Raw genomic sequence first — 23,693 nt, 5'->3', positions numbered from 1 at the left:
AGACAGACGCGTATCGACAGAGAAACCCGGACGGATCAATCAGATGAATCAGCAAGCTAAGGATCAATGAAACCGGATTGAGAATGGCCAAAGCCGCCGCCACGCCTGTATTTGCCGTACCACCCTGGGTAAACCAGGTCAGCCGATACCGCGCGCTGATTGTGCCGCTGGCGTTTATCGGATTGATGGCGGTTATTGTGGTTCCCTTGCCGCCGATGATCATGGACTTGCTCATCGCGGCCAATATCGCGCTGGCAGCGATCATTCTCCTGACAACAATCTTCGTCGAGAGTCCGCTGGATTTTTCCGTGTTCCCCTCGCTCCTGCTGGGTGTGACACTATTTCGGCTCGTGCTCAATATTGCGACCACTCGGCTCATCCTTCAGGCCAATGCGTCCAGCCCCGAAGAGGCGATGAGCGTCGCGGGGCACGTTGTCGAAGCATTTGCGGAGTTTGTCACCGGCGGATCGCTGGTCGTCGGTGTGATTCTCTTCATCATTCTGATCATCGTGCAGTTCGTCGTCATCACCAAGGGTGCCACCCGCATTTCAGAAGTCGCGGCACGGTTTACGTTGGACGCAATGCCCGGCAAGCAGATGGCGATTGATGCCGACCTGAACGCAGGCATCATCAATGAGACGCAGGCCAAGGAACGCCGCGAAAAAATCGCGCAGGAGGCAGATTTCTACGGTGCGATGGACGGCTCGGCGAAGTTCGTCCGCGGTGACGCCATCGCGGGCATCATCATCACGCTGGTGAATGTCGTCGGCGGTTTTGGCGTTGGTATGTTTGAGAAGGGATGGGGTTGGCGCGAGTCGATGAACGTGTTTACCCGCCTCACCATTGGCGATGGACTGGTCACGCAGCTCCCCGCGTTTGTCATCTCGATCGCCGCCGGTTTGATCGTCACCCGCACAAGCAGCCGTAGCGATCTTGGCTCCGAAATAGGCGGCCAACTGATGCGCAAGTCGCTGCCGCTCTACATCACCTCTGGATTTCTGGCGGCACTGGCGTTGACCGTCCTGCCTGCCGCGCCGCTCCTGATTCTGGCTGGTGGTTTGGCATTCGCGGGATATACCGTCAGCGGCGCAGACAAGCGCAAAGCCGCTCAAGCCGCTCAAGATGCGACCGCCAAGGCTGTGCCGGCACCTCCACCCATTGAGCAGATGCTCACGGTGGACACGATGGAATTGGAAGTCGGCTACGCGCTGGTGCGACTGGTGGATTCAACGCAGGGCGGTGATCTGCTGGACCGCATCACCATGATTCGTCGTCAACTGGCCGGCGAACTGGGCCTCGTCATGCCGCCGGTGCGCATCCGCGACAACATGCAGCTTCAACCGCACGATTACCACATCAAGATTCGTGGTAACAGCGTCGCCAGCGGGCAGGTATTCCCCGGTCAGTTCCTCGCGATGGATTCAGGTCTTGCCACCGAGCCGCTCGAAGGCACCCCGACACGCGAGCCGGCGTTTGGATTACAGGCGGCGTGGATCGATGCCGGCCAGAAGCAGCGGGCGGAGTCGCTTAACTACACCGTCGTGGACGCGACGAGCGTGCTGGCGACCCACTTGACCGAAGTCGTCAAGAACCACGCCTTCGAATTGCTCACACGCGAGGAAACCAACAACCTGCTCTCCCAGTTGAAGACTAAGGCTGCAAAACTGCACGACGAAGTTTTCGCTGGTGATACGCCGGTGCTCAAACCCGGCGAGTTGCAGAAAGTATTGCAGAACCTCCTCCGAGAGCGCGTGCCGATCCGCGACCTGGAGACCATTGTCGAAACGCTCGGCGACTGGGCGACACGAACCAAAGATCTCGATGTGCTCACCGAGTATGTGCGCAACGGCCTGCGGCGGACGATCTGCAATCAGTACGTAACGATGGTCAAAGCCGATACGGTTGAGGATACGCCTCCGATACCGAAGCTCCATTGCGTGAGCCTTGATCCCGCGATGGAGGATCAGATCGCCGGGTACATCGATCGCGGCGCAGAAGGGACGACGATGACGATGCCGCCTGCAATTGCGACTCGTATCGTCTCCGCGATTGTGCGTGAGCTGCAACGGTTGATTCAAGCCGGCCATCCGCCGGTGGTGCTTGCGTCACCGCAGGTGCGCGGACAGGTGCGTCGTCTGCTTGAGCCGCATTTACCCGGTGCCGCGGTGCTGGGTTACAACGAAGTCAGCAAGGGGGTTGAGGTCGAATCGCTCGGCCTTGTCCAGGCGGATGCGCCACGAAGTACCAACGAGTTACAAGGGGCTGTCAGGTGAACTTGAAAACATTTCAGGCTGGTTCGATGGCCGAAGTGTTGGCTCTGGTGAAGAAACACCTGGGCCCGCATGCGGTAATTCTGCACACGCGGAAATACAAACGCGGCGGCATCCTGGGCATCGGTGCCCGGCAGGTGGTTGAAGTGACCGCTGCCGATCGGATGGAAGTTAAACCGCGTTCGGCAACCCGCGGAGCCACACCACCAGCACCGAAAAGACGGGAGATCGAACCATCAGCCGGTGATTTAATCCGCAAGACCTATCACGCAGCACAGGCAGAACTTCAGCGACGCCAACCGTTACGGACAGATACCGCGACAGTTGCAGTAGCCGCAGCACCGAGTTTCGCCAATGCGGCACCCGCCCCGGTGCCCTCTGCGGTCGTCAAATTGGCCCCTACCAGCGACCTGACCCACGAGATGCGTGTTGTGCAGCGCATGGTTGGCCGAATGGTCAGCCAACAGCGAATTCGTGAAAACAAAAGCGGTGAACGCTCGGATCTTCCCGAAAAATTATTCGATCAATACCTGACGCTTTTGCGGCAGGAGGTCGCGGAAGAACTGGCTGAGGAAGTCGTGGGTAAGGTTCAGGCGTCGCTTTCGTCATCGCAGATGGATGATGCGGGGGCTGTGCGACAGGCGGTGCTCGGAGCGGTAGCGGGATTTATCCCGACCGATGACGATACGGTAAAAGTTCAGAAGTCCACCGATGGCAGGCCGCGCACGATCGCGCTGATCGGACCGACCGGCGTGGGCAAGACAACCACCATCGCCAAGCTCGCTGCGACTTTCAAGCTTCGTCAGAAGCTGCGCGTGGAGTTGATCACTCTCGATACCTACCGAATCGCAGCGGTCGAGCAGTTACGCACCTACGCAAACATCATCGGCGTACCGCTTCATGTCGTGGTCAACGCTGACGAGATGCGACAAGTCATGCAGAAATGCCGTAGCGCTGATGTGGTGCTCATCGACACAGCCGGCCGCAGCCAGCGTGATGACCCTCGGCTTGAACAACTCCGCACCTTTATCGAGGCGGCAGATCCCCATGAAGTCCACTTGGTGTTATCATCGACCGGAGCGCTGTCCGTGCTGATGGATGCGGTTGAGCGGTTCTCCGCGATCCGCACGGATCGGATAATTTTCACGAAACTTGACGAGGCGGTCAGCTTCGGGGTGCTGCTGAACGTCGCGAGGAAGGTAAACAAACGGCTGAGCTATGTGACCACGGGGCAGGAAGTTCCTCATCAGATCGAGCCTGGACGGGCTGATCGGCTGGCGGAACTGGTCCTCGGGGGAGGGGTCTGAAACATGATCCTTGATCAGGCTCAGGCGTTACGCAGGTGGGTGATGGACTCGGCCAAGCGCCGCGCCAGGATTGTCGCTGTCACCAGCGGCAAGGGGGGCGTGGGTAAAAGCAATATCGCCGTCAATCTCGCAATTCGACTGACGCAGATGGGGCGAAAAATCGTCGTCATCGACGCCGACTTGGGCACTGCCAACACCGATGTGCTATGCAATATCACTCCGCATGGCACGCTGGCACACGTGGTGGCGGGTCGGATGACGCTTGCTGACACGATGGTTGAAGCTCCCGGTGGTTTCAACCTGATTCCCGGTGCTTCGGGACTGGCGCAGATGGCATCCTTATCCGACTTTGAACGGGCCAAGCTGGTCCAGCAGTTCGAGGAATTACAAAGCGATGCGGACATGATCATCGTGGACACCGGCGCGGGTGTTAGTCCGAATGTCCTGACTTTCGCCGTCGCTGCCGATCAATTGCTGGTGGTCACGACACCGGAGCCGACATCGATTACCGACGCCTATGCGGTTATCAAAACCGTCGTGCGTCAGCGGCCTGATCCTGATGTCCGCGTGCTGGTGAACATGGTCAGAGACACGGTGGAGGGGCGAGCGGTTTACGACCGTATCGGTGCGGTATGCAAGCGATTTCTCGATCTTTCCCCGAAATATGCTGGCCACATTGTGCATGACTCACGGGTAGCTCAGGCCGTGCGCCGTCGCTGGCCGTTTGTGCTTGATAATCCCACCAGCGAGGCGAGTGTCTGCATCGGCCAACTTGCGCATCGTATGGATCGTCACGCCTCGGAGCCGCGAGGCGAGGGGTTACTGCAGCGGATGGCGATGTGGATGGCAGGGTGAGATAGACAGGCACGGTAGATTGTCTTGTTTTCACACTGTGCTGTCCGGCTGGACTCCTGGCTTCGCGTTGATAACGTCCGTCGGATGATTCGAACATTGTCGGAAAATCGGGGTGGTCCGGTTCGACGGATGAAGTGCTGTATCGAACGTCGTTCGCAGATGGGTGTGTGTCAGCTATACACGGTGTGCAGAAAATTTTGCACAATCTTTGCACAACAGAAAATTTTCACTTCACAAATCATCAGCGTGTCGGTAATCTAGGCAGGTGTCAGGTATCGGCTGACTGAAAAGGGAATGATCTGGAATGAGCAACGGAGTGCTCACCTATCCCAGCCAAAGTGATCGCAACCTGTTTTGCGCTCGTCGCGTTTGCCGCGGCGCTCGCGGTTGGTGTCGCCGCGGATAATTCCGTCGGCACAATCATCCAGCGCGCATTAATTGCGATGGCGGTGGCGTGGCTAGTCGGCCGAGTGATTGGGGGTATCGCTATGCGAGTCGTACACGAGCACGTAGAGAGATACAAACGCGAGCACCCGATTCCTGACGATCTTCCGGAGGAGGACGCCAGCGGAATCGAAACGCACCGGGAGCAACCCGGCTAGCACTTCGATCAGGCCAGGACAGCCTGAATATCCGCGGCAGCACATCCAACATCATCTTCGCACGGACGCCTTTCGCAGATTCGTTTCAACTGATGCCGGTCAAGGAGTAGACCATGGCTAAAGTTAGATCCCGACACATCGAGGTCCCGACACCTCCAGATGACAGGCCCATCGCCGAGACCTGGGCTGAGTACCGCAAGACCGCTTCTGAAGACCTTCGCAATCGTCTGCTTGTCAACTACCTTCCGCTGGTGCGCTACAACGCTGAGCGCATCCATACCAAACTTCCCGCTGAGGTCGATGTCGAAGATCTCATGCAGGCGGGAATCTTTGGATTAGTGGACGCCATTGATGCGTTCGATATGGAACGCGGCGTCAAGTTCGAAACCTACTGTGCCCCGCGCATCCGCGGCGCCATCCTCGATGAGTTGCGCTCGATGGACTGGGTGCCGCGTCTCGTGCGATCGCGCTCGAGCCAGGTGGACAGTGCCCGTAAAAAGCTTGAGATGGAACTAGGGCGAGCGCCGACCGACGACGAACTGACCCGAAAAATGGGCGTGTCGAAGGACGAGTACTCGAAGATCAAAAAGGACGCCGGTGCCGTCGGTGTCGTTTCGCTGTCACGCAAGTGGTTTGAGACCGACTCGAACAAAGACGTGCGCGAAATCGACGTGATCGAGGACGCCAGGCAGGTCGATCCTTTCGCAGCTGTTCAAAAACGCGATCTCAAAGAACTCATCACGCAGGGTCTAAACCGTGCGGAGCGGCTCATCGTCATCCTCTACTACTACGAGGAGATGACGATGAAGGAGATCGGCGTGACGCTCGACTTATCTGAAAGTCGCGTCAGTCAGATGCATAGCTCCATCCTCGCGAGGCTTAAAGCCAAGCTCCAGCACCGCAGCAAAGAGCTTGAGGAAAATTCCGGGGAGTAAACCGACCATTCGGCCGGTCAGCATCACTGTCTCTTCAATATTTTCATTCAATTGATCGATGGTTTCAGGCGCATCTTCTCCACCCGTGCCGGACATTCCGAACGCGGGGCAAAATCTGGTTTCGGCGAACAATCTCGCCATCCAACAGGGAGACTCTCATGACCGCAATCGCTCGTCCGCAAGTTGTTTTGATGCCGGGACTGAAAACAGACGAACTCTGGACTCGCTATCGAAAGACACGCGATCCCAAAATCCATAACCAGCTTCTTGTCGCCTATCTCTACCTCACGCAGCAGGCTGCGGCGCGAATTCACCGCAAACTGCCCCGCGAGGTGGACGTGGATGACCTCTCGCAACAGGCGACGTTTGGACTGTCGAACGCCATCTCATCATTCATACCTGAGATGGGGGTGAAGTTTGCCACGTTTGCGATGCACCGCATCAATGGTGCGATCTACGACTATCTCCGCTCGTTGAACTGGGCGCCCCGTCTCACGGATGAACGCTTCAAGGCGGTCGAGGCAGCTCGCACTGAGCTGCGGCAGGAACTCGGCCGCGAAGCAACCGACGAGGAACTGGCTAAGCGTCTTAAACTCTCCCGCGTGATGTTCAACCGGGTTCGCAAGGACGCCCAGCTGGTGCGTATGACCAGCCTCAACGCTCCCGTGCGCAACGAAGCGGAGCGTGAAGCGACACCCGGCGACATCATCGTGGATGAACGCCAGAAAAACCCGATGAATCTCGCGCAGCAGCGTGACCTCAAAGCATTGATGACCAAGGGACTGACCCGTTCTGAACGATTGATCATCATCCTCTATTACTACGAGGAGATGACGATGAAAGAGATCGGTCAGACCCTGGAGCTTTCCGAAAGCCGCGTGAGTCAAATGCACAGTTCAATTCTGCAACGCCTCAAAGCGCGATTCCAGCACCGCGCCAAGGCTTTGGAAGAAGAACTCGTCGCCTGAAAGATTTTCAGTTATGACCAAACAATAAAACAGGGCGGCTTGGGTCGCCCTGTTTTTATTTCTGGTTCGTCAGCTTGACGGATGCGCTACAGGCGATGACCATGCCCCGTCCATGCCCGACGTACTGACCATCCTGACACAGCGTTGTTCCGACGCGCTTCGTAGAGCATTCGGCGAGGCGCATGCCCATATCGATCCGCTCATCCGCGCATCGGCCAATCCATCCGGCAAGCAATTTGGCGATTATCAGGTCAATCTCGCCATGAGCCTCGCCAAAGTGATCGGACAAAAGCCGCGCGATGTCGCGGAAAAGATCGTCACAGCATTTGATTGGCAAGGTGTTTGCGAGGAAGCCCCGACGATTGCTGGACCTGGGTTTATCAATCTGCGTCTTGCTCGGCCTCTGCTTGAAGCGCAACTGGCTGACATGGCGGGGGACGAACGGCTGGGCGTGCCGACAGCGACCCACGCGGAAACCGTTGTCGTGGATTATTCCGGGCCGAATGTCGCCAAGGAGATGCACATCGGTCACTTCCGCGCGACAGTCATCGGTGACGCTCTGGCGCGAGTGCTTGAGTTCCAGGGGCATCAGGTTATCCGACAGAATCACCTGGGAGACTGGGGTACGCAGTTCGGCATGCTCATCGAGCATCTCGTTGAAGTGGAAAGTTCAACAGGCAAGGCGTTGGATAAGCTTCCGATTGCTGATCTGAATGAACTTTATCGAGCTGCAAAAAAGCGGTTTGACGAGGACGCAGGTTTCGCTGACCGCGCGCGCAAACGTGTTGTCGCCCTGCAAGCGGGTGATGAAAAGACGTTACGGCTTTGGCGTTATCTCATCGACGAATCGAAACGCCATTTCAACGCGGCGTATCAGCGGTTGGGTATCAAGCTCACCGATGCAGATGTACGGGCGGAGAGTTTTTATAACCCGTTGCTGCCCGATGTAGCTGACGAACTGGAATCGTCAAAGCTCGCGGTCCACAGTGACGGTGCGCTTTGTGTTTTTCCGCCGGGATATCAGGCTGAGGATGGCCGGCCTGTGCCGGTGATGGTACGCAAGAGTGACGGCGGCTACGGATATGACGCGACGGACTTGGCTGCGCTGCGTTTCCGTATCCGAAAACTTGGGGCGACGCGCATCGTTTACGTGACGGACTCACGACAAAAACAACATTTCGCAATGGTATTCGCCGTAGCGAAAATGGCTGGCTGGCTCGATGACACGCATCGCGCAGAACATGTCGCGTTTGGCACGATTCTGGGTGAGGACGGGAAGCCGTTTAAGAGCCGCAGCGGTGATACGGTGAAGCTCGCTGACCTGCTTGATGAAGCTCGTGTAAGGGCGATCGCGGTTATCGCGCGGAAAAATTCAGACACCACCGAGGCACAGCGGGAAACGATTGCTTCCGCCATCGGCATCGGAGCGATCAAATACGCAGACCTTTCCAGCGACCGCATCAAGGACTACGTCTTTAACTGGGATCGGATGCTCAGTTTTGACGGCAATACAGCCCCATACCTGATCAATGCGTATGTGCGGATCAAGTCGATATTCCGTAAGGCGGGTACTCAAACAGGCAGCGGAGGAGAAGGATTGCCCCAACGTGTTGAGGCAGTTCCCACATTGATTGTCGCCGATTCAGCGGAACGCGCCCTTGCCCTGAAACTCCTGCAGTACGCCAGTGTGATCGAAAGCGTTGCGCAGAGTCTCGAACCGCATCGGCTCTGCACCTTTCTCTACGAATTGGCTTCTCTTTTTCACCAGTTCTACGAAAAGTGTCCCGTCCTCACCGCGCCTGACGCTGCGACACGGGACGCCCGGTTAGCGTTGTGCAACCTTGTTGCAAGTACGCTCAAGCATGGACTTGATTTACTGGGTATCCAAGTGATCGAGCAAATGTGATTACTTGAGATCCACCTGAGGTATCAAGGCGCGTGCAGCACGCCAGGACACCCACTGGCTCCACAAACTCGACAGGCCGACGTAGAGATATCCCGCTGCGAAAAGCAGCAAGAAGGGGAGGCTGATGACCGGATGGGCAACTTCCAAGGCGAGACGGGCGCAGACGAGCATGTAGATGCCGAAGGCGATTTCCAACATGCTCATCCAGAGTTTGATGGAAGGAGTGGGGATGACGGATTTGCGTCGTTGAGCCGCGATGACTCCAGGTGTTGTCGTGTTGTATTTGGGAGTGCGGATAAAAGGGGAGTCATGGCCGATCAACGCCTCGACGCATCCACGGGCGTTGTTAAGGGCGATACCGATGCCGATGCTCATAAGCAGCGGAAGCTGAGCGATGGTTTCAAGTGCGCTGCGTTCCTGTGCGCGTTGAGAGGCGACATAAAAGACCGTCGCCGAGGCCGTCCCCATGGCGAAGAGGCTCATTCCCCAGATCAGTCCGCCGAGAGAGCCTTCCTCGAACGGCTGCATGTTGACGTAAAAAGCAGGCAGGAACAGCAACGCCATGAGTGTGATGTAGAGATACACCATGGGGCTGGTCAGGTGGAAAAACGCCTCAATTTTGACGCGAAGCGGTGCGTTGGATTTCAGGAGTTGAGGCAGAAGTTTTTTGGCGGTCTGAATGGAACCCTTCGTCCAACGGTGTTGCTGACTCTTGAAGGCGTTGATTTCCGGGGGAAGCTCAGCAGGGCAGGCGACATCTGATAAATAGACGAATTTCCAGCCCTTTAACTGGGCCCGATAAGAAAGATCGACATCCTCAGTCAGTGTGTCATGCTGCCACCCGCCTGCGGTTTCAATCGCCTCACGCCGCCAGATTCCTGCAGTTCCGTTGAAGTTGATCCAGCGGTTGGATCGGTTTCTGGCTGCGTGTTCAATCAGAAAGTGTCCGTCAAGAAAAATCGCCTGACTGCGTGTCAGCAGCGAGTCGTCACGGTTGAGGTGACCCCATCGCGCCTGCGCCATGCCGACCTGCGGATCAGTGAAATAATGAATGGACCGCAGGAGAAAGTCAGCATCGGGCACGAAGTCAGCATCAAAGATGGCGATGAACTTTCCCTGGACCTGAGGCATCGCTTCTTCGAGTGCGCCCGCTTTATAGCCGGTTCGCTTCAGGCGGTGCAGGTATTGGATGTTGATTCCACGGGAGGCCCAGTACTCCACGCGCTGCCGGGCGATTTGCGATGACTCGTCAGTCGAATCGTCGAGTACCTGGATTTGCAGCTTCTCACGGGGATAGTCGAGTGCGACAGCAGCGTCGATGACACGCTGCGCGACGTAGGATTCGTTAAACATCGGGAGCTGGACGGTGACTACGGGCAGGTCCGTGAACCGCTGCTGTGGACGGGGAATGTTGTGCCTGCTCCGGTAATAAAGCCATACCAGCCAGTAGCGATGGACGCCATAGAGTGCCACCAGCCCCAGCACGAGGATATAGGCGACGGTAAGAGGCCAGCGGATCTGGGGTTCAGCCAGAGTAGCCGGGTCAAACCAGTGCGCGGAACCTCCGTCGCTTACACCCAACACACAAGAGATCGCTAGGTTCACACCAGGCCCCAAATGAAATATCCCGAAACCGACGTCGAATACGTCGGCGTCATGCGTTTATATAGTGACGGAAATCGATCCGCATTTCCAGTTAAGCCCGCGCGAGGTGTGTTTAGACACGTGATTTTGGAGGTTCGAGGTTGGTGTACCAAACCAGCCTCAGTCACTCGCAACCGCTCCACGCTGCTTGAGATGAAAAACCTTTTGCCGTAGGGGTCTGACCTAAAGGACATCGTGGTAGTCGTCCGATAAACGGATGTGGTCGCTGGTGGGTGCAGAAGCACCCCTCGCACCGCCCGATGACTCGGACGCGGCAGGAACGAATCACTCGCTCCGCCGCGAATAAGGGATGCGGCCATGATGAGGCGACAATTCATTCGAGCCCTCGTCCTTACCGGGACCATCGCGGGAGCGACAGCCTGTACACAGCAGTACAACGGCGCGATCGGTTTTGGCAGCGAATACGAAAATGAAGCTCCCAAACTGACCGCATCACCCGCAGCGAGTACCACAGTCGCCCATCGCACCAAGCCAGTCGAGCAAACCTCCGTCGCCTCTGCAGTTCCACAACCACGCATTACCGGGAATCCACAATTTGATACGCCTGCCGCCGCTCCCGGTTCCAATCTTTCTAGTGCGGATGAGGCCACTGCACACTTTGCGGCTGCAGACGCCAGCCGCCCAACCCGTCCCCTGAGCCTGTTTGGCCAGATTGATGGCGGCGAAACCGGCAAGAGCAGCCCGCTTGATAGCCCCGACAATATCCGCCGTGTGACCTTTGCCACCGAGGGGGCGGACTTTGACCCCTTCGTTGATCGCACGGGAAAATGGCTCGTTTATGCCTCGACCCAGCATCGAAAGACATCCGACCTTTACATCAAAAAAGTGGATGGCACAGCCGTTACCCAACTGACTAACGATCAGGGTAATGATGTAATGCCGGTCTTCAGCCCGGATGGTAAGACGATAGCGTTTGCCTCTGATCGATCTGGTAACTGGGATATCTATGTGATGAGTGCGGCCGGCGGCCAGCCGACGCAGATCACCAATGATGCTACGGATGATATTCACCCCAGCTTCTCACCTGACGGCAGGCAACTCGTTTATTGCAGCCACGGGACGCAATCCGGTCAGTGGGAGCTTGTTGTTGTGGATGTCGCCAATCCTGCGACGAAGCGATTCATCGGATACGGCCTGCTGCCCAGTTGGTCACCGACAGAAAATAAGATTGCCTTCCAGCGAGCGAGAGAACGCGGGACTCGATGGTTCAGCATTTGGACGATCGATTATGAGAACGGTGAGGGTGTGCGCCCGACGGAAATTGCAGCCAGTTCCAACGCGGCTGTGATCACGCCCAGTTGGAGTCCGGACGGTAATCATCTGGTGTTCTGTACCGTCCTGGACCCTGCGGCGGATGAGCAGGCTCGGCCGGGTAAGTCCGATATTTGGATCGTCGCGGTTGACGGTACCGGCCGGATCAATCTGACACATTCAGAGTTCAACAATCTCCAGCCGGTCTGGGCCAATGACGGGTCGATTTACTTCATCTCAAATCGATCGAAGAACTCGACCGACAACGTGTACGCGATTCGTCCCGACCGCGCGCTGCGCTTGGCGCGGACAGCATCAGAGTCACAGCCGAGAGCGGAAGCACCGATCAAAGTGGAACGCAACACGCCAGTGACAACGACCGCAGCGGTGCCGACTCCCGGCGCGACAGCAGAAGCCCCGACTGAACGCGAACCTTAAAAAAGTGGCCGAAATTAGGCCATGTGTCTGATGACATCTGGTGAGCGGAGCTCACCACCAACATAAACCGGCAGGATGCCATGACAAGTAAACAGGTCATGCTGACCTTGGCGGTGATTTACCTGACCGCCTGTGCTGCGCTGCCGCGACGCGGTGCGGATCCACTTGTTGCTCCCTATGGGGAGCGACGGGTATGGGCTGTAGCACCCTTGCGCAATGAGAGCGGAAGTCTCAGCGTGGACACCGCTGCTCTTGCTGACCATCTGGCGCGACACTTGGAGAACGCCGAGAATCTTGACGTGCTTCCAGTCAATCGCGTGTTGGCGGCGATGGATGCAATGCGGATGGCGGAAATTATCACGCCCGCCGATGCTCTCAAAGTCCTGAATGTGCTCCAGTGTGATGGGTTGATTGTAGGTACGGTGACTTCGTACGACCCATACGACCCGCCGAAACTGGGGATGGCCATTGAGCTATTCACAAGCCAGCGATTTGAGGAAAGACACATCACCGATGTGCGAGCGATTTCGAGTGCGGCTACGGATACAGGCCCTCTGCCGGCTATTCGACAGAAACAGCCGGTGACGGTCATCAGTGCGTACTTCGATGCAGCCGACCCGGATGTGCGTCGAAAAATTGCACGTTACGCCACGGATCGACGGGTAACCCGTGACCCGGATTTCGTCTTTCAGAAGAATGAAGAGCAGCCGGAGCGGATGTACCGCATCAGCATGGACCTGTACAGCGAGTTTGTCAGCTATGTGATGAGCTGGCGGCTGTTGCACGCGGAGACGATCCGCCTTGCGCCGCCGCCGACAACTGCACCCGCCACCCGCTAAGGCCGTCGATCGTTTCGACGACCCGCGGAGAATGCGGGCCGACGAGCGAAGAACGGTGGAAGAACCGACGCAAAACCCGCATTGGCCTGAAGACGCACCGGCGATTGAAGGCGGACCGGCTCAGGCGTATCGCGAGGTGGTGCTTGAAAAGCACGGCCAGCGGTACGTGTTTCGTTACGCGCTGGGCCAGGAGCAGCAGCTTCTAGCGAATCTCACGGAGATGGCGCGTGATCCCGCTAGCCCCATCGGTTGGTTCGACGCTGCGGTTGTCAGTCATCAGATGGGAGTATCGCTCGGAACCCAGTTAAGCCGATTACGAAAGGCCCGGTAATTCGTTTTGGATGCAACTCGTGTCTTTATGGCACGAAGAAAGGTAAGGAAACCGTCATGTCATCAAGTCCCTCCCTGGTCGAACAATTTGTGAATTATCTACGCTTTGAGCGGCACTTCAGCCAGTACACGGCACGCTGCTATGGCGCGGACCTTCGCCAATATGTGGAGCATCTCAGCGGTGCCGCAGCAAACGGCAACGCGGAATCCACCAACACCTCGCCGCGTGTCGAAGGCAATGGTGATGCTGCCCAGCAGGTCTCGATTCCCATTGATCCGGAAGTCGAACAGAAGATTATCGCAGCAGACCCGATTTCGATTCGTGGTTTTCTCGCTTATCTCGACACGTTCGGATATAGCCCTGCCACCACGGCGCGAAAAATCGCGACGCTGCGCAGTTTCTACAAATGGCTGCTTCGCAAGGGGTTAGTGACGGCAAATCCCATGCTTCTGATCCGTACTCCCAAGCAGGCCAAGCGACTTCCCAAGGCAATCACGGTTGAGCAGATCGATAAGTTGCTCTCGATGCCTGACAACCGTGAGACGCTCGGCGCTCGTGATCGCGCGATTCTTGAGACGCTCTATTCCACAGGCGTGCGTGTCAGCGAGCTGGTGGACCTCAATCGCAATGATCTCAACATGGTCGAGCAGACGATCCATGTGCGGGGTAAAGGCAAGAAGGAACGTGTTGTTCCGCTGGGAAGTCATGCCCTTGCTGCGGTGCGTCATTACATGACCCTGCTTGAACCGGACCCGCAGTTCGCCGCAGTGCGAGAGCGATCGATGACTGACCCTGCTGTTCCGCTGTTTGTGAACAAAAACAGCGGGCGTCTGTCGAGTCGATCCGTCCGTCGCAAACTTGATAAATACCTGATCGCCGCAGGGCTCGATCCGTCGATCAGCCCGCACACGCTGCGGCATAGTTTTGCAACACACCTGTTAGACAACGGCGCGGATCTGCGCAGCGTTCAGGAACTGCTTGGGCATCAGAGCTTGTCAACGACACAGATTTATACGCACCTGACTTCGATGCGCTTGCGCACTGCGTACGACCAGGCGCACCCGCGGGCGGTGTGAACTTTCCGTCGAGGTGTGCGTATCAACTATCGGCCGAACCCTCCGAAATCACGGCGGTTCACCAGCTAGAAGCCCGGATGATGCGCGTGTTACCGATCGCGGTCATTCGGGCTTTACGTTTAAGCAGGGGAAGGTCGGTACGATGCTTTGCCTGTTCATCAGAGATAGGGAATTAAAGCTTTCTTATCTCGGCTAATAAACTCATCGAAACCATGAGCCAAACCGTTCCGACTCAGGTGAGTCCTGTCCGCGAAATCCGCGGGATTGTTTCTCACTTCCTCTATCTACTGGTCTCTGCCGTTCTCCTGGCTCTTGCGTTTCCCCGTCCCGGTATCTGGTACCTAGCTCACATCGCACTGGTGCCGATGTTTGTCCTGGCACTTAGATCAACCTCCGTACGGCGCTTGCTCTGGACCGGTTTTACAGTTGGATGGCTGTGGTGGCTCGTCATGATTCGCTGGATGATCCCCGTCACTACCGGCGGCTGGATCGCACTGGCTGGATACATGGCTATTTACATGCCGCTTGCCCTTATGCTGGTCCGCCTGCTTGAGCGCAAGGTACGACTTCCGATGACTTTCGCGCTGCCGCTGGTGTGGGTGAGCCTTGAGTACGTCCGCTGTCATGGGCTTGAGGGTGGGTTTGCATGGTTTGCTTTGGGACACAGTCAGGGGCCTGTTGGTCCATTCGCCTGGTCGATTCCGATTTGTCAGATTGCGGACCTCTTTGGTCAACATGGAGTAAGTTTTCTGGTTGCGATGAGTAATGGCCTGTTGGTTGATCTTGTTACGCGCCCGCTGTTTTCACGACACGCAAAAAAAAATCGACTGGCTCCGATTACAGCCGTTGCGGTCGCATCATGGCTCATTGCATTTCTGGGAGCCTGGATTTACGGACTAACCAGCATGGAGGCAAGCCATGCGTACTTCAAGCGGGCAACCGTGCGTCTCACCGCCAGCGTCGTACAAACGAATATTCCTCAAGACAACAAAGATCACGGCACGGACCAGCAGCGCAGGAACGATTGGGAACGGTTGCTCGAACTGACAGAGTTAGCTGCGAATGATTCATCCGTAGTGACCGGCAACCAAATCACCAGCAGACGACCATCACTGATCGTTTGGCCCGAAACCATGGTTCCGTTGGCGGTCAATCCTGAAGCGGTTGTGTATCAGAAGCCTGCCGAATCGAGCCACACCGCGATCTCCGCGTCTACCAGAGCATTGCATGTAGCTTTGTTGGTTGGCAGCAGTGCGCTTCTTGATTGGCGACCTTACACAGTCGATGGTGTCGAGTATGTCGAGCCGACGAGGAAATACAACTCAGCTTTTCTCTACCAGGCTGACGGAGTTCAGGATGCAAAAAGGTACGACAAAATCCATCGGGTACCATTCGGCGAATATATTCCGTGGACAGACGGCCGGCCTGCGCTGAAAAAAATGTTTCTCAAGTTCCTGAGTCCCTATGGGGATTTCGACTACACCATTGCCTCCGGTCGTTCACGCACGGTCTTTGAATTGCCGAGCGATGCCGCGGACAGCAAGGAACGGATTCGCTTTGCTACGCCGATCTGCTTTGAGGATGCGATGCCCCATCTTTGCCGGGAGATGATCTACAACGAACAGGGAGGAAAACGAGCGGACGTATTGATTAACCTGACAAACGATGGATGGTTTGCGGGATCTGATCAGCCGCTGCAACATCTTCAGATCGCAGCGTTTCGTTGCATCGAAAACCGTGTGTGCATGGCACGCAGCGTCAATACGGGTATCAGTGCGTTCATCGACACGAGTGGCCATATCACAGGCGTTGTGGAGCGGGATGGACGGTTTGAAAATATCGATGGATTTAAGAGCGGCGAACTCTGGGCTGATCCGCGTGTAACCCTGTTTGGTCGCATCGGGCACACCCCGATCCATGTGATGATGGCAGTCACCGCTATTCTTGTCATTTACTGCCTGCTTCCCCGCAAGAGGGCATAATGGATCAGGCTTGATGAATGATTTGTGCAGTGCGATGAAGAAATCACTCTGTAAGGTTCCTCGATCAGGAAGAAAGAAGCCATGATTAAGCGTCTGCTCATGCTGTTCATTGCGTCAGTGGCTTTCGGTTGTCAGACAACCCAATCCACATCAGAACCAGCTCCTGCCAGCGGTAGCTCCGCCACGCAACCATCATTGCGAGAACTGCACGACAAGGCTGTGGAACAGGTGCTTGCATCGTCGCAGAGCAGCGACCCGTTTTTACGGGCTAACGCCATCGAAGCAGCGCAGAATCTTCCCGATCGCGTTGTACCGCTCGTGCAGCTTGGCCTTAATGACCCGCACGGCGTCCCGCGTTTTGCGGCACTTGTAACCGTTGGAAAGCTGCGTCTTCGTTCATTGGCTTTGGATTTGTCACGCTTTGATAACGATCCGTCGCCATCCATTCGTGCAGCCGCGCTTTATGCCCGTCGCGCCAATGGACAGAAGGTGGACTTCAATCCGATGCGTGATTTTCTCGTGGCGCAGGAACCTGAAGTGCGCGGCAATGCTGCGATGTTATTGGGAATTCTCGGAGACAAAAGTGCGGTGCCGTTAATCAAGGAGCTTTCCAAAGTTCCGATGCCTCGCGCCAGTCCAACCAAGGCAGCGATCGTGCGCATCCAGCAGGCGGAGGCGCTGGTCCGATTGGGTGATGATGCATCCCTTGCGCCGCTCCGCGCGGGGGTTTACTCGCAGTTTGATGAGGTTCGCGTACTTTCAACGCAATTGATTGGTCGAGTCAATGACAAGGCGATGCAATGGGCAATGCTGAATTTACTGAAGGATCCACCGATTGAGCTCCAACTCGCTGCGGCGGAGGCTTTAGCGCGGTTTGGACATAACAACGGCCTCGACGTAGCGCTCACCGCTGCATCATCCGAATTGCCCACTGCACGAGGTCAGGCGGCGTTGACGCTGGGACTGTTTAACGATCCTCGTGCGACGTCAGCTTTGGCAAATCTGCTCAACGATCCCGAAGAGGGGGTACGGGTGGCGGCAGCGGCTGCGATTCTCGGCGGTAAGAAACGATAAAGAAATCTCAATCCCGACTCACGGATACGAAATAAATCATATATGCTGGTGTCCCTTCCATCAGGGAGTGATGCAATGACCACCTCTGCGTCCACTGATCCGATCCCCATGACTGATGAGCAAAAGTTTCTGTTTGATATGAAAGGCTGGTTATTGCTGCCAGCCGTACTCAAAGAGAACGAACTACCCGTTCTGCGTGAGCATGTCCGCTTGCTCCGCGAAAATCCACAATCACTTCCCGCGCATGAGCGGTTTTCATTGGCGGGACCGTCGAACTACCTTCTTGACCATCCTGCGATCGTCGGCATTCTCAATACGATTCTGAATACCTCCGATGTCGGACCGGCGTATGGCTTTCGGTGTGACGGCAGTTACCCGCAATATCGCCCAACAGGAAGCCCTGGACTTAAGCCTCACGGCGGCGGGCCCAGCGTCTCACCTATCTTTGGCTATCGGTGCAAAAACCAAAACATTTACTCCGGATTAACGCGAGTGGTCTGGGAGCTTAACGAGGTTGAGCGTGGCAAAGGCGGTACGCTCTTGATGTCGGGCAGTCACAAAGCAAACTTCAACGTACCGCAGGAGCATCTTGTTCAGGAGTCGTGGCTTTACGAAACTTATTCCTGCCCGCCGGGATCCGTACTTTTCTTCACCGAAAATCTCTGTCACGCAGGTGATACTTGGCGGATGCCGCACCATCGCGCAGCCGTTTTTAACAGCTACATCCATTCAGGTTCTCAGTTTCATAAGCTAAATCTGCCTGCCGAGGTCATCGAACGGATGCCGCCGAAGCGGCAATCGCTGTTTCGCGGAACATGGCAGGCGGACTTTACAACAGAACCGGCGATTCTCAATGAATCGTTTAGTCGTGAGAATCGTTCGTGGTGATGCGGTGCGCTATGAGTAGATGGGATTCGCGGCTATCCGACATGGGCCTATTCAGTTCAGGTTCACGCCATCTGGACAATCCTTGGGGCGAAAGTTCTGTGCCAATTTCAAAGTGTGTCGTGTCTGTCTGAGTAGTTTTTCCAACCACTCGGCACGTGCGAGGACGTCCGGCTCCGCTAGCAGCGAGTAGCGTTGCTCGGTGCTTTCACACATGGTCATGGTAGCCAAGTCAATCAAAGCTGATGTCGGAATTTCAGAAGTCAACCAGTTGTGAATCGCGTTGACACTGGTCAATTCTTTGAGCAGGGGGTCGGCCAGCAATGCTTCAAGCGACTCACGCTGATCGACCAGATCGATTTCCAGGAGCGGTGGTCGTCGTTCCGTTGGCTCGATCAAAGCCTGACGATAGAGCGTATCGGCCTCAATTTCCTTTGTGATTCGCGCCCGGCAGACTCCCTGGAGAAGGATGTTGTATTTACCACCCGTCAGCGATTCGTGACGGATGATATATCCCAGACAGATATGCTCGCGCAGAGTGGGCGAGCCGTCATACAGGGACTTCCAGTCCTTATTGTCGAAAGAAGCCATCGCGATCAAGCCGCGCGAGTCTAGTGCATCTTTGACCATCTGACGATAGCGAGGTTCAAAGATATGCAGTGGTATCGTGGCGTGCGGCAGCAGCACGCATTGCGGCAACGGAAAGAGCGGGACCGGCACCGAAAAATCAATCGTAAGCGTCTCTGCCATGGCGCGAAATCATAGGCAGGGTACTGTTGAGGAAATAAGAAAATTTCCATCAAAGGATGGTGACGGTTCCAAGCGAGCTGACTTATAAGCGGACGGTTGCAGGCCGCCTATTCGTGACCTTTGTATCGCGTTACAACTGAAAATCAGAATCAGTTTCCACGTCGTTCTTACGTGTTTTACCCGGCTTCTGGCTGACTTTGAGTACGGGTGGCTCCATTGCGACCGTATGGCCGGCGGGTACGGATCGCGTGACAAATACTCCGCCGTTGATCGTTGCACCGGCTCCGATGATCGTCTCACCGCCAAGAATGGTGGCGTTGGCATAAATCGTCACATCATCTTCGATGGTGGGGTGTCGCTTGCGGCCGCGCCATGATTGGCCGCCCTTGGTTGAGAGGGCACCGAGGGTCACGCTCTGGTAAATCTTGACGCGGTTTCCAATGTGCGTTGTTTCACCAATGACGACACCCGTACCGTGATCGATGAAGAATGACTCGCCAATCGTGGCGCCGGGGTGAATGTCGATGCCGGTCTCGTTGTGCGCGTATTCGCTCATGATGCGCGGCAACAGCGGCACCTTGAGCTTGTAAAATTCATGCGCAACGCGATGGATGAAAATTGCATCGAGACCGGGATAGCAGAAAATAATCTCGTCCGTGCTTTCTGCCGCAGGGTCTCCGTCAAATCCAGCTTTGACGTCCAGTGCCAGCAGTCGCCGCAATTCCGGGATGCGCTCGAGAAACTCCTGTGTGATGCGGTCAGCTTCCTGATCGCACGCCTCGCCTTCGTCACCTTTCCCCTGGCTTCGTTGTTGGCTTTCCCGATACCGCAATGACTGGCGGACCTGCTCGTATAGCCCTTCACGGATTTTCTCAACGAGGTCGCCGACGTGGTAATGAATCGTTTCCGGCTTGAGCTTCTGGTCCTCAAACAAGCCGGGAAAAAATAACTGCCGCAGCAATTCGATTACGTGGATCGTCCTGACCCTGTTGGGGAGGAAAGTGGAGTTGAAGTGAGTGATTCGCTTCTGCGACTCGTAGCTTTCAACGATGCGCGTTACCAGCAGGCTGGAACGCAGCTCCTTGCCTGAGCGTGCGGATTTGTCGAGTTTATCTTTCGGAGACATACGGAAATGTTACGGCATTTCCAGCCTGTTTGTGACAAGACATGGAGAATAGTCGAGAAAGGACGGCGCACAAAACAAAAACGGCCCGCCTGAGCGGACCGCTTTGAAGATTCGATTGTCTCCCGTCCACCTGGGTCGTCCGATGGTTTTACTCGAACCCCAATTGCACGTGGGTGCGTCGCCAGGCTATCCCGATCTTCCACTCGTGGGTGGCTTGATCTTCGCGCCCAGACCGGCTCCCTTGGGGTTCTGAAAGGTTCGAGCAAAAAATCTGACATCGTTGCGCGAACCCCGCAGGCGGAAGCAATCTTCACTTGTTCTTCGATACTAACACCGAGTTTCGCCAGAGCAACTCATAGTCGCATCAAATTTTGAAAACAAAAAAGTAAAGAACGCTTTATGTTGTCCGTTCGTTACATGAATTGTGATACGTGTGCGATCGCCTTCCGTACGTCACCTACGCGATCCTGTCCCGCTTCACGCTCGATAACCAGGTGACCTTGGAAATCACCTTCAGAGAGCACCTGAATAAATGATTTCCAATCGACCTGTCCTTCTCCGATTGGCACCTCGGTTCCCCATGTACCGGGAGTCTTTGTACGCACTGCGTCTTTGATGTGTACCTGTTTCACACGAGGCATGAGTTTTTTCAATGATGCGATGGGGTCGCCTTTGTCGTAGAGAATCATGTTTGCCGGATCAAAATTTACACCCGTGTTGCTGGCACCGTTTTGATCTAATGCTTGAAGGAATTGCCACAGGGTGTCAGCGGTCTCTTGGCCGGTCTCAAAGAGCATCGTGATGCCGTGCTGGCCAAGGTGCTTTGCGACCTGTGAGATACGATCGACGAGCTTATTGAAGTTTGGATCTTTTTTGTCGTCAGGTAGAAACCCGGAGTGTGTGCTGATGAGCTTGAGGCCCATAGCCGCAGCAACTTTCGTATTATCCTGAACAGCCTTCCAGTTAGCTTCCCAATGTTTGTCGGGAATGAATCCGCCAGTCAGACGAATTGTCTCAAGCGTCGAGTAGTCTTCTCCCGTGGTTCCGAACATTCCAGAAATAATCTCGATGCCTTCTTTTCGCAGATCGCTCTGAACATTGCCCCATACCGCGGGGTCGGCGTATGCAAGAGCAAGGTGCATCTGAATCTTATTCAGGCCGATTTCCTTGACACGTGCGGCCAGTTCCGCGGGAGTTTTAGCGTGAGTAGCCCAGGAAACGAGGGCAAACTGTGATGGTTTCTGCGGTGTCATTTTGATATCCATTGAAGTCGCTGATAAAAGCCGATGGCACACCGAGTATGGTTAGCTGCTGGTTAACGGATCAGCCTTTCCACTTGACAAAGCCCTCGATCGCCTCGTACTCCGCGAGGCCGAGTTTGTCATAAAGCTTCGCGGTTTTCCTGTTTCGATCCTCCGCCCGCTGCCAGAACTCACGGCTATCGCTGCCGGGGAAAAGAGCGCGGTCCTTTTGCGATTCGTGTTTGAAGATTGCGATGCGTTTACGCATCACTTCGATCGGCGAAAGCGGTACCGCCATCTCGATCTCATGGACGCCCCACTCCTGCCATGCACCGCGGTAGAGCCATAGATCGCAGGTCTTGCGCCAATCGGCGGTTTTCAATCGATCCATGGCTGCGAAAATCGCAGCAAGGCAGACCCGGTGTGTGCCGTGCGGATCGGAAAGATCACCTGCTGCATAGATCTGGTGCGGTTTGATTTCCTGAAGCAGGTCAACAATCAACTGAATATCACCCTCGCCGATTGGTTTCTTACGCACACGGCCGGTTTCATAAAACGGCATGTCCAGGAAGTGGACTCCACGATCAGGTATGCCGCAGTAGCGACAGGCCGCACGAGCTTCGCCGCGACGGATCAGACCTTTGATCTTCTGGACTTCTTCGCTGTCCACTTGTCCGGGTTTTTTGTTGCGAAGGAATTCTTCAATGTGCGCCTCGATCTGCGATGCCTTACGCTCGGCGATGCCGAACATCTGATTAAACTCTGCCGCGAAGTCAGCGAAGCGCAGGGCCGCCGCATCGAATACCGCGATATTTCCACTGGTCTGGTAGGCGACATGAACCTCGTGTCCCTGATCCACCAGTCGGATGAGTGTGCCACCCATTGAGATTACGTCGTCGTCGGGATGTGGGGAGAAAATGACGACACGCTTGGGGAAAATGTCATCTCCCTCGCGGCGGCGATCCCCCGGCCTCTGCACCTTGGGAGGTTTACCGCCAGGCCAGCCTGTGATTGTGTCCTGTTGGGCACGGAAGACTTCGATATTGATGTCGTAAGCAAGACCATGCTTGGCCAGCAAATCCTGCAATCCTGCCTCGTTGTAGTCCTCGTCGGTCAATTTGAGGATTGGTTTTTCATGCTCAAGAGCGAGCCAGGTAACCGCTTTGCGGATCGTCGGACGATCCCAGTCGATCGGGCCTAACAGCCAGGGGCTTTTGAACCTTGTAAGCTCCGCAGCTGCTGCTCGATCGAGAATGATCTGGGCGTTGGGGTGCTCCTGTAGGAAGCTGGCGGCGATGGTGCTGGTGATCTCTCCCTCGATAGCTTGAGCGACCACCGGAGCTTTGTGTTCACCGTATGCCATCAGCAGAATGCGCTTGGCGCGGAGAATCGTGCCGACGCCCATCGTAATGGCGCGACGAGGGACATTTTCTTCGCCGAAGAAATCGCTGGCTGCGTCGAGTCGCGTCACCTTATCAAGTGTGATGAGGCGTGTTCGTGAATTACGGCCTGAACCCGGCTCGTTGAAGCCAACGTGTCCAGTCCGACCAATACCAAGGATTTGCAGGTCGATCCCGCCGGCATCGTCAATCGCTTTTTCATACGCCTGACACTGTGCGAATACCTCTTCCACCGGCACCGTACCGTCAGGAATGTGCACCTGTTTACGCGGGATATCGATATGGTCAAAAAGGTGTTCATTCATGAACCGAACATAGCTCTGAAGCTCGTTCGGTTGCATTGGAAAATACTCGTCAAGATTGAACGTAATGACGTTCTTAAAGGAGAGCTTCTCCTGTTTATGGAGCCGGACCAACTCGTTATAGACGTTGACAGGGGTTGACCCGGTCGCCAGTCCGAGGATAGCTTTTTGCTTTTTCTTGGCGCGGTCACGAATGAGTTTGGCGATCTCACCTGCAACGGCGATGCTGGCAGCCTTCGAGTCGTCGAAGACCTGTGCGGGTATTTTTTCGTACTGGGTCATGGCTGCGTCATCAGAACGAATCATTACAGACCTCCGTGGGCATTAACGGCCCGGTATGCTAGAGAAAATAGGGGCGGAGTCCAAGGTTCATGGGCCTGAGAAGGCAATAAATCGCGTGCGCGACCTGAAAACAGTACCCCACAAGCCAAGGCAGTTCCGGATCGAACTTACCAGAACTCCCAAGCATGATCTAAAGGCATTGTCTGGA

Annotated in this window: 19 protein-coding genes; 14 read left to right on the top strand and 5 right to left on the bottom strand. The window is 55.8% G+C overall.

Translation table 11 applies throughout. From position 1 onward, the window contains the following. Nucleotides 1-83 precede the first annotated feature (83 nt). The 7 genes from flhA to argS all read left to right on the top strand — a co-directional run bounded on the left by flhA (nucleotide 84) and on the right by argS (nucleotide 8,843). The gene (gene flhA / locus IT444_04905; GenBank protein MCC7192104.1) at nucleotides 84-2,273 is read left to right on the top strand and encodes a flagellar biosynthesis protein FlhA; all 2,190 of its coding nucleotides are present in this window, start codon (nucleotides 84-86) and stop codon (nucleotides 2,271-2,273) included. Then, nucleotides 2,270-3,577 (top strand): flagellar biosynthesis protein FlhF, encoded by a 1,308-nt coding sequence (gene flhF / locus IT444_04900; protein ID MCC7192103.1) that lies wholly within the window; start codon nucleotides 2,270-2,272, stop codon nucleotides 3,575-3,577. Before flhA ends, flhF begins: the two co-directional genes overlap by 4 nt. Nucleotides 3,578-3,580: 3 nt before the next feature. Beyond that, nucleotides 3,581-4,432 carry a MinD/ParA family protein gene (locus IT444_04895; GenBank protein MCC7192102.1) on the top strand — a complete coding sequence of 284 codons (852 nt, stop codon included), beginning with the start codon at nucleotides 3,581-3,583 and terminating at the stop codon, nucleotides 4,430-4,432. A 338-nt stretch (nucleotides 4,433-4,770) separates the two neighbouring features. Further along, complete coding sequence (locus IT444_04890; GenBank protein ID MCC7192101.1) at nucleotides 4,771-5,034, top strand: hypothetical protein; 264 nt, start codon at nucleotides 4,771-4,773, stop codon at nucleotides 5,032-5,034. Nucleotides 5,035-5,147: 113 nt separating this feature from the next. Next, complete coding sequence (locus IT444_04885; protein MCC7192100.1) at nucleotides 5,148-5,969, top strand: FliA/WhiG family RNA polymerase sigma factor; 822 nt, start codon at nucleotides 5,148-5,150, stop codon at nucleotides 5,967-5,969. Between the two features lie 158 nt (nucleotides 5,970-6,127). Then, entirely contained in the window at nucleotides 6,128-6,937 is an 810-nt protein-coding gene (locus IT444_04880) for a FliA/WhiG family RNA polymerase sigma factor (protein ID MCC7192099.1), read from the top strand. A gap of 112 nt (nucleotides 6,938-7,049) precedes the next feature. Further along, on the top strand, nucleotides 7,050-8,843 hold the full coding sequence (argS, locus tag IT444_04875) for an arginine--tRNA ligase (protein ID MCC7192098.1): 1,794 nt from the start codon (nucleotides 7,050-7,052) through the stop codon (nucleotides 8,841-8,843). Here argS and IT444_04870 read toward each other — a convergent pair whose 3' ends face one another. Beyond that, complete coding sequence (locus IT444_04870; protein MCC7192097.1) at nucleotides 8,844-10,448, bottom strand: glycosyltransferase; 1,605 nt, start codon at nucleotides 10,446-10,448, stop codon at nucleotides 8,844-8,846. Between the two features lie 357 nt (nucleotides 10,449-10,805). On the opposite strand from IT444_04870, the gene IT444_04865 reads away from it, so the two are divergent. The 7 genes from IT444_04865 to IT444_04835 all read left to right on the top strand — a co-directional run bounded on the left by IT444_04865 (nucleotide 10,806) and on the right by IT444_04835 (nucleotide 18,387). Continuing rightward, nucleotides 10,806-12,197, top strand: coding sequence for a TolB family protein (locus IT444_04865; GenBank protein MCC7192096.1), 1,392 nt, complete (start codon nucleotides 10,806-10,808; stop codon nucleotides 12,195-12,197). 80 nt (nucleotides 12,198-12,277) lie between these two features. Beyond that, nucleotides 12,278-13,036 carry a hypothetical protein gene (locus IT444_04860; GenBank protein MCC7192095.1) on the top strand — a complete coding sequence of 253 codons (759 nt, stop codon included), beginning with the start codon at nucleotides 12,278-12,280 and terminating at the stop codon, nucleotides 13,034-13,036. 55 nt (nucleotides 13,037-13,091) lie between these two features. Then, a complete protein-coding gene (locus IT444_04855) occupies nucleotides 13,092-13,367 on the top strand; it encodes a hypothetical protein (GenBank protein ID MCC7192094.1) in 276 nt (91 codons plus the stop codon). 56 nt (nucleotides 13,368-13,423) lie between these two features. Continuing rightward, nucleotides 13,424-14,443 carry a tyrosine recombinase XerC gene (locus tag IT444_04850; protein ID MCC7192093.1) on the top strand — a complete coding sequence of 340 codons (1,020 nt, stop codon included), beginning with the start codon at nucleotides 13,424-13,426 and terminating at the stop codon, nucleotides 14,441-14,443. Nucleotides 14,444-14,655: 212 nt separating this feature from the next. Then, nucleotides 14,656-16,425, top strand: coding sequence for an apolipoprotein N-acyltransferase (gene lnt / locus IT444_04845; protein ID MCC7192092.1), 1,770 nt, complete (start codon nucleotides 14,656-14,658; stop codon nucleotides 16,423-16,425). 81 nt (nucleotides 16,426-16,506) lie between these two features. Further along, complete coding sequence (locus tag IT444_04840; GenBank protein ID MCC7192091.1) at nucleotides 16,507-17,499, top strand: HEAT repeat domain-containing protein; 993 nt, start codon at nucleotides 16,507-16,509, stop codon at nucleotides 17,497-17,499. 75 nt (nucleotides 17,500-17,574) lie between these two features. Then, entirely contained in the window at nucleotides 17,575-18,387 is an 813-nt protein-coding gene (locus IT444_04835) for a hypothetical protein (protein ID MCC7192090.1), read from the top strand. 51 nt (nucleotides 18,388-18,438) lie between these two features. On the opposite strand, the gene IT444_04830 is transcribed toward IT444_04835, so the two are convergent. The 4 genes from IT444_04830 to nagB all read right to left on the bottom strand — a co-directional run bounded on the left by IT444_04830 (nucleotide 18,439) and on the right by nagB (nucleotide 23,485). Next, nucleotides 18,439-19,134, bottom strand: a complete 696-nt coding sequence (locus IT444_04830; GenBank protein ID MCC7192089.1) for an LON peptidase substrate-binding domain-containing protein — start codon at nucleotides 19,132-19,134, stop codon at nucleotides 18,439-18,441. A gap of 130 nt (nucleotides 19,135-19,264) precedes the next feature. Further along, the gene (locus IT444_04825) at nucleotides 19,265-20,260 is read right to left on the bottom strand and encodes a hypothetical protein (protein ID MCC7192088.1); all 996 of its coding nucleotides are present in this window, start codon (nucleotides 20,258-20,260) and stop codon (nucleotides 19,265-19,267) included. Between the two features lie 413 nt (nucleotides 20,261-20,673). Further along, nucleotides 20,674-21,513, bottom strand: coding sequence for a sugar phosphate isomerase/epimerase (locus IT444_04820; GenBank protein MCC7192087.1), 840 nt, complete (start codon nucleotides 21,511-21,513; stop codon nucleotides 20,674-20,676). A 70-nt stretch (nucleotides 21,514-21,583) separates the two neighbouring features. Then, a complete protein-coding gene (gene nagB, locus IT444_04815) occupies nucleotides 21,584-23,485 on the bottom strand; it encodes a glucosamine-6-phosphate deaminase (GenBank protein ID MCC7192086.1) in 1,902 nt (633 codons plus the stop codon). Between the last annotated feature and the right edge of the window lie 208 nt (nucleotides 23,486-23,693).

Source organism: Phycisphaeraceae bacterium, assembly GCA_020851465.1.
GTDB lineage: Bacteria > Planctomycetota > Phycisphaerae > Phycisphaerales > Phycisphaeraceae > JADZCR01.
Note: the sequence above shows the minus strand (reverse complement) of the source record. Positions and strands in the feature narration are given on the sequence as shown.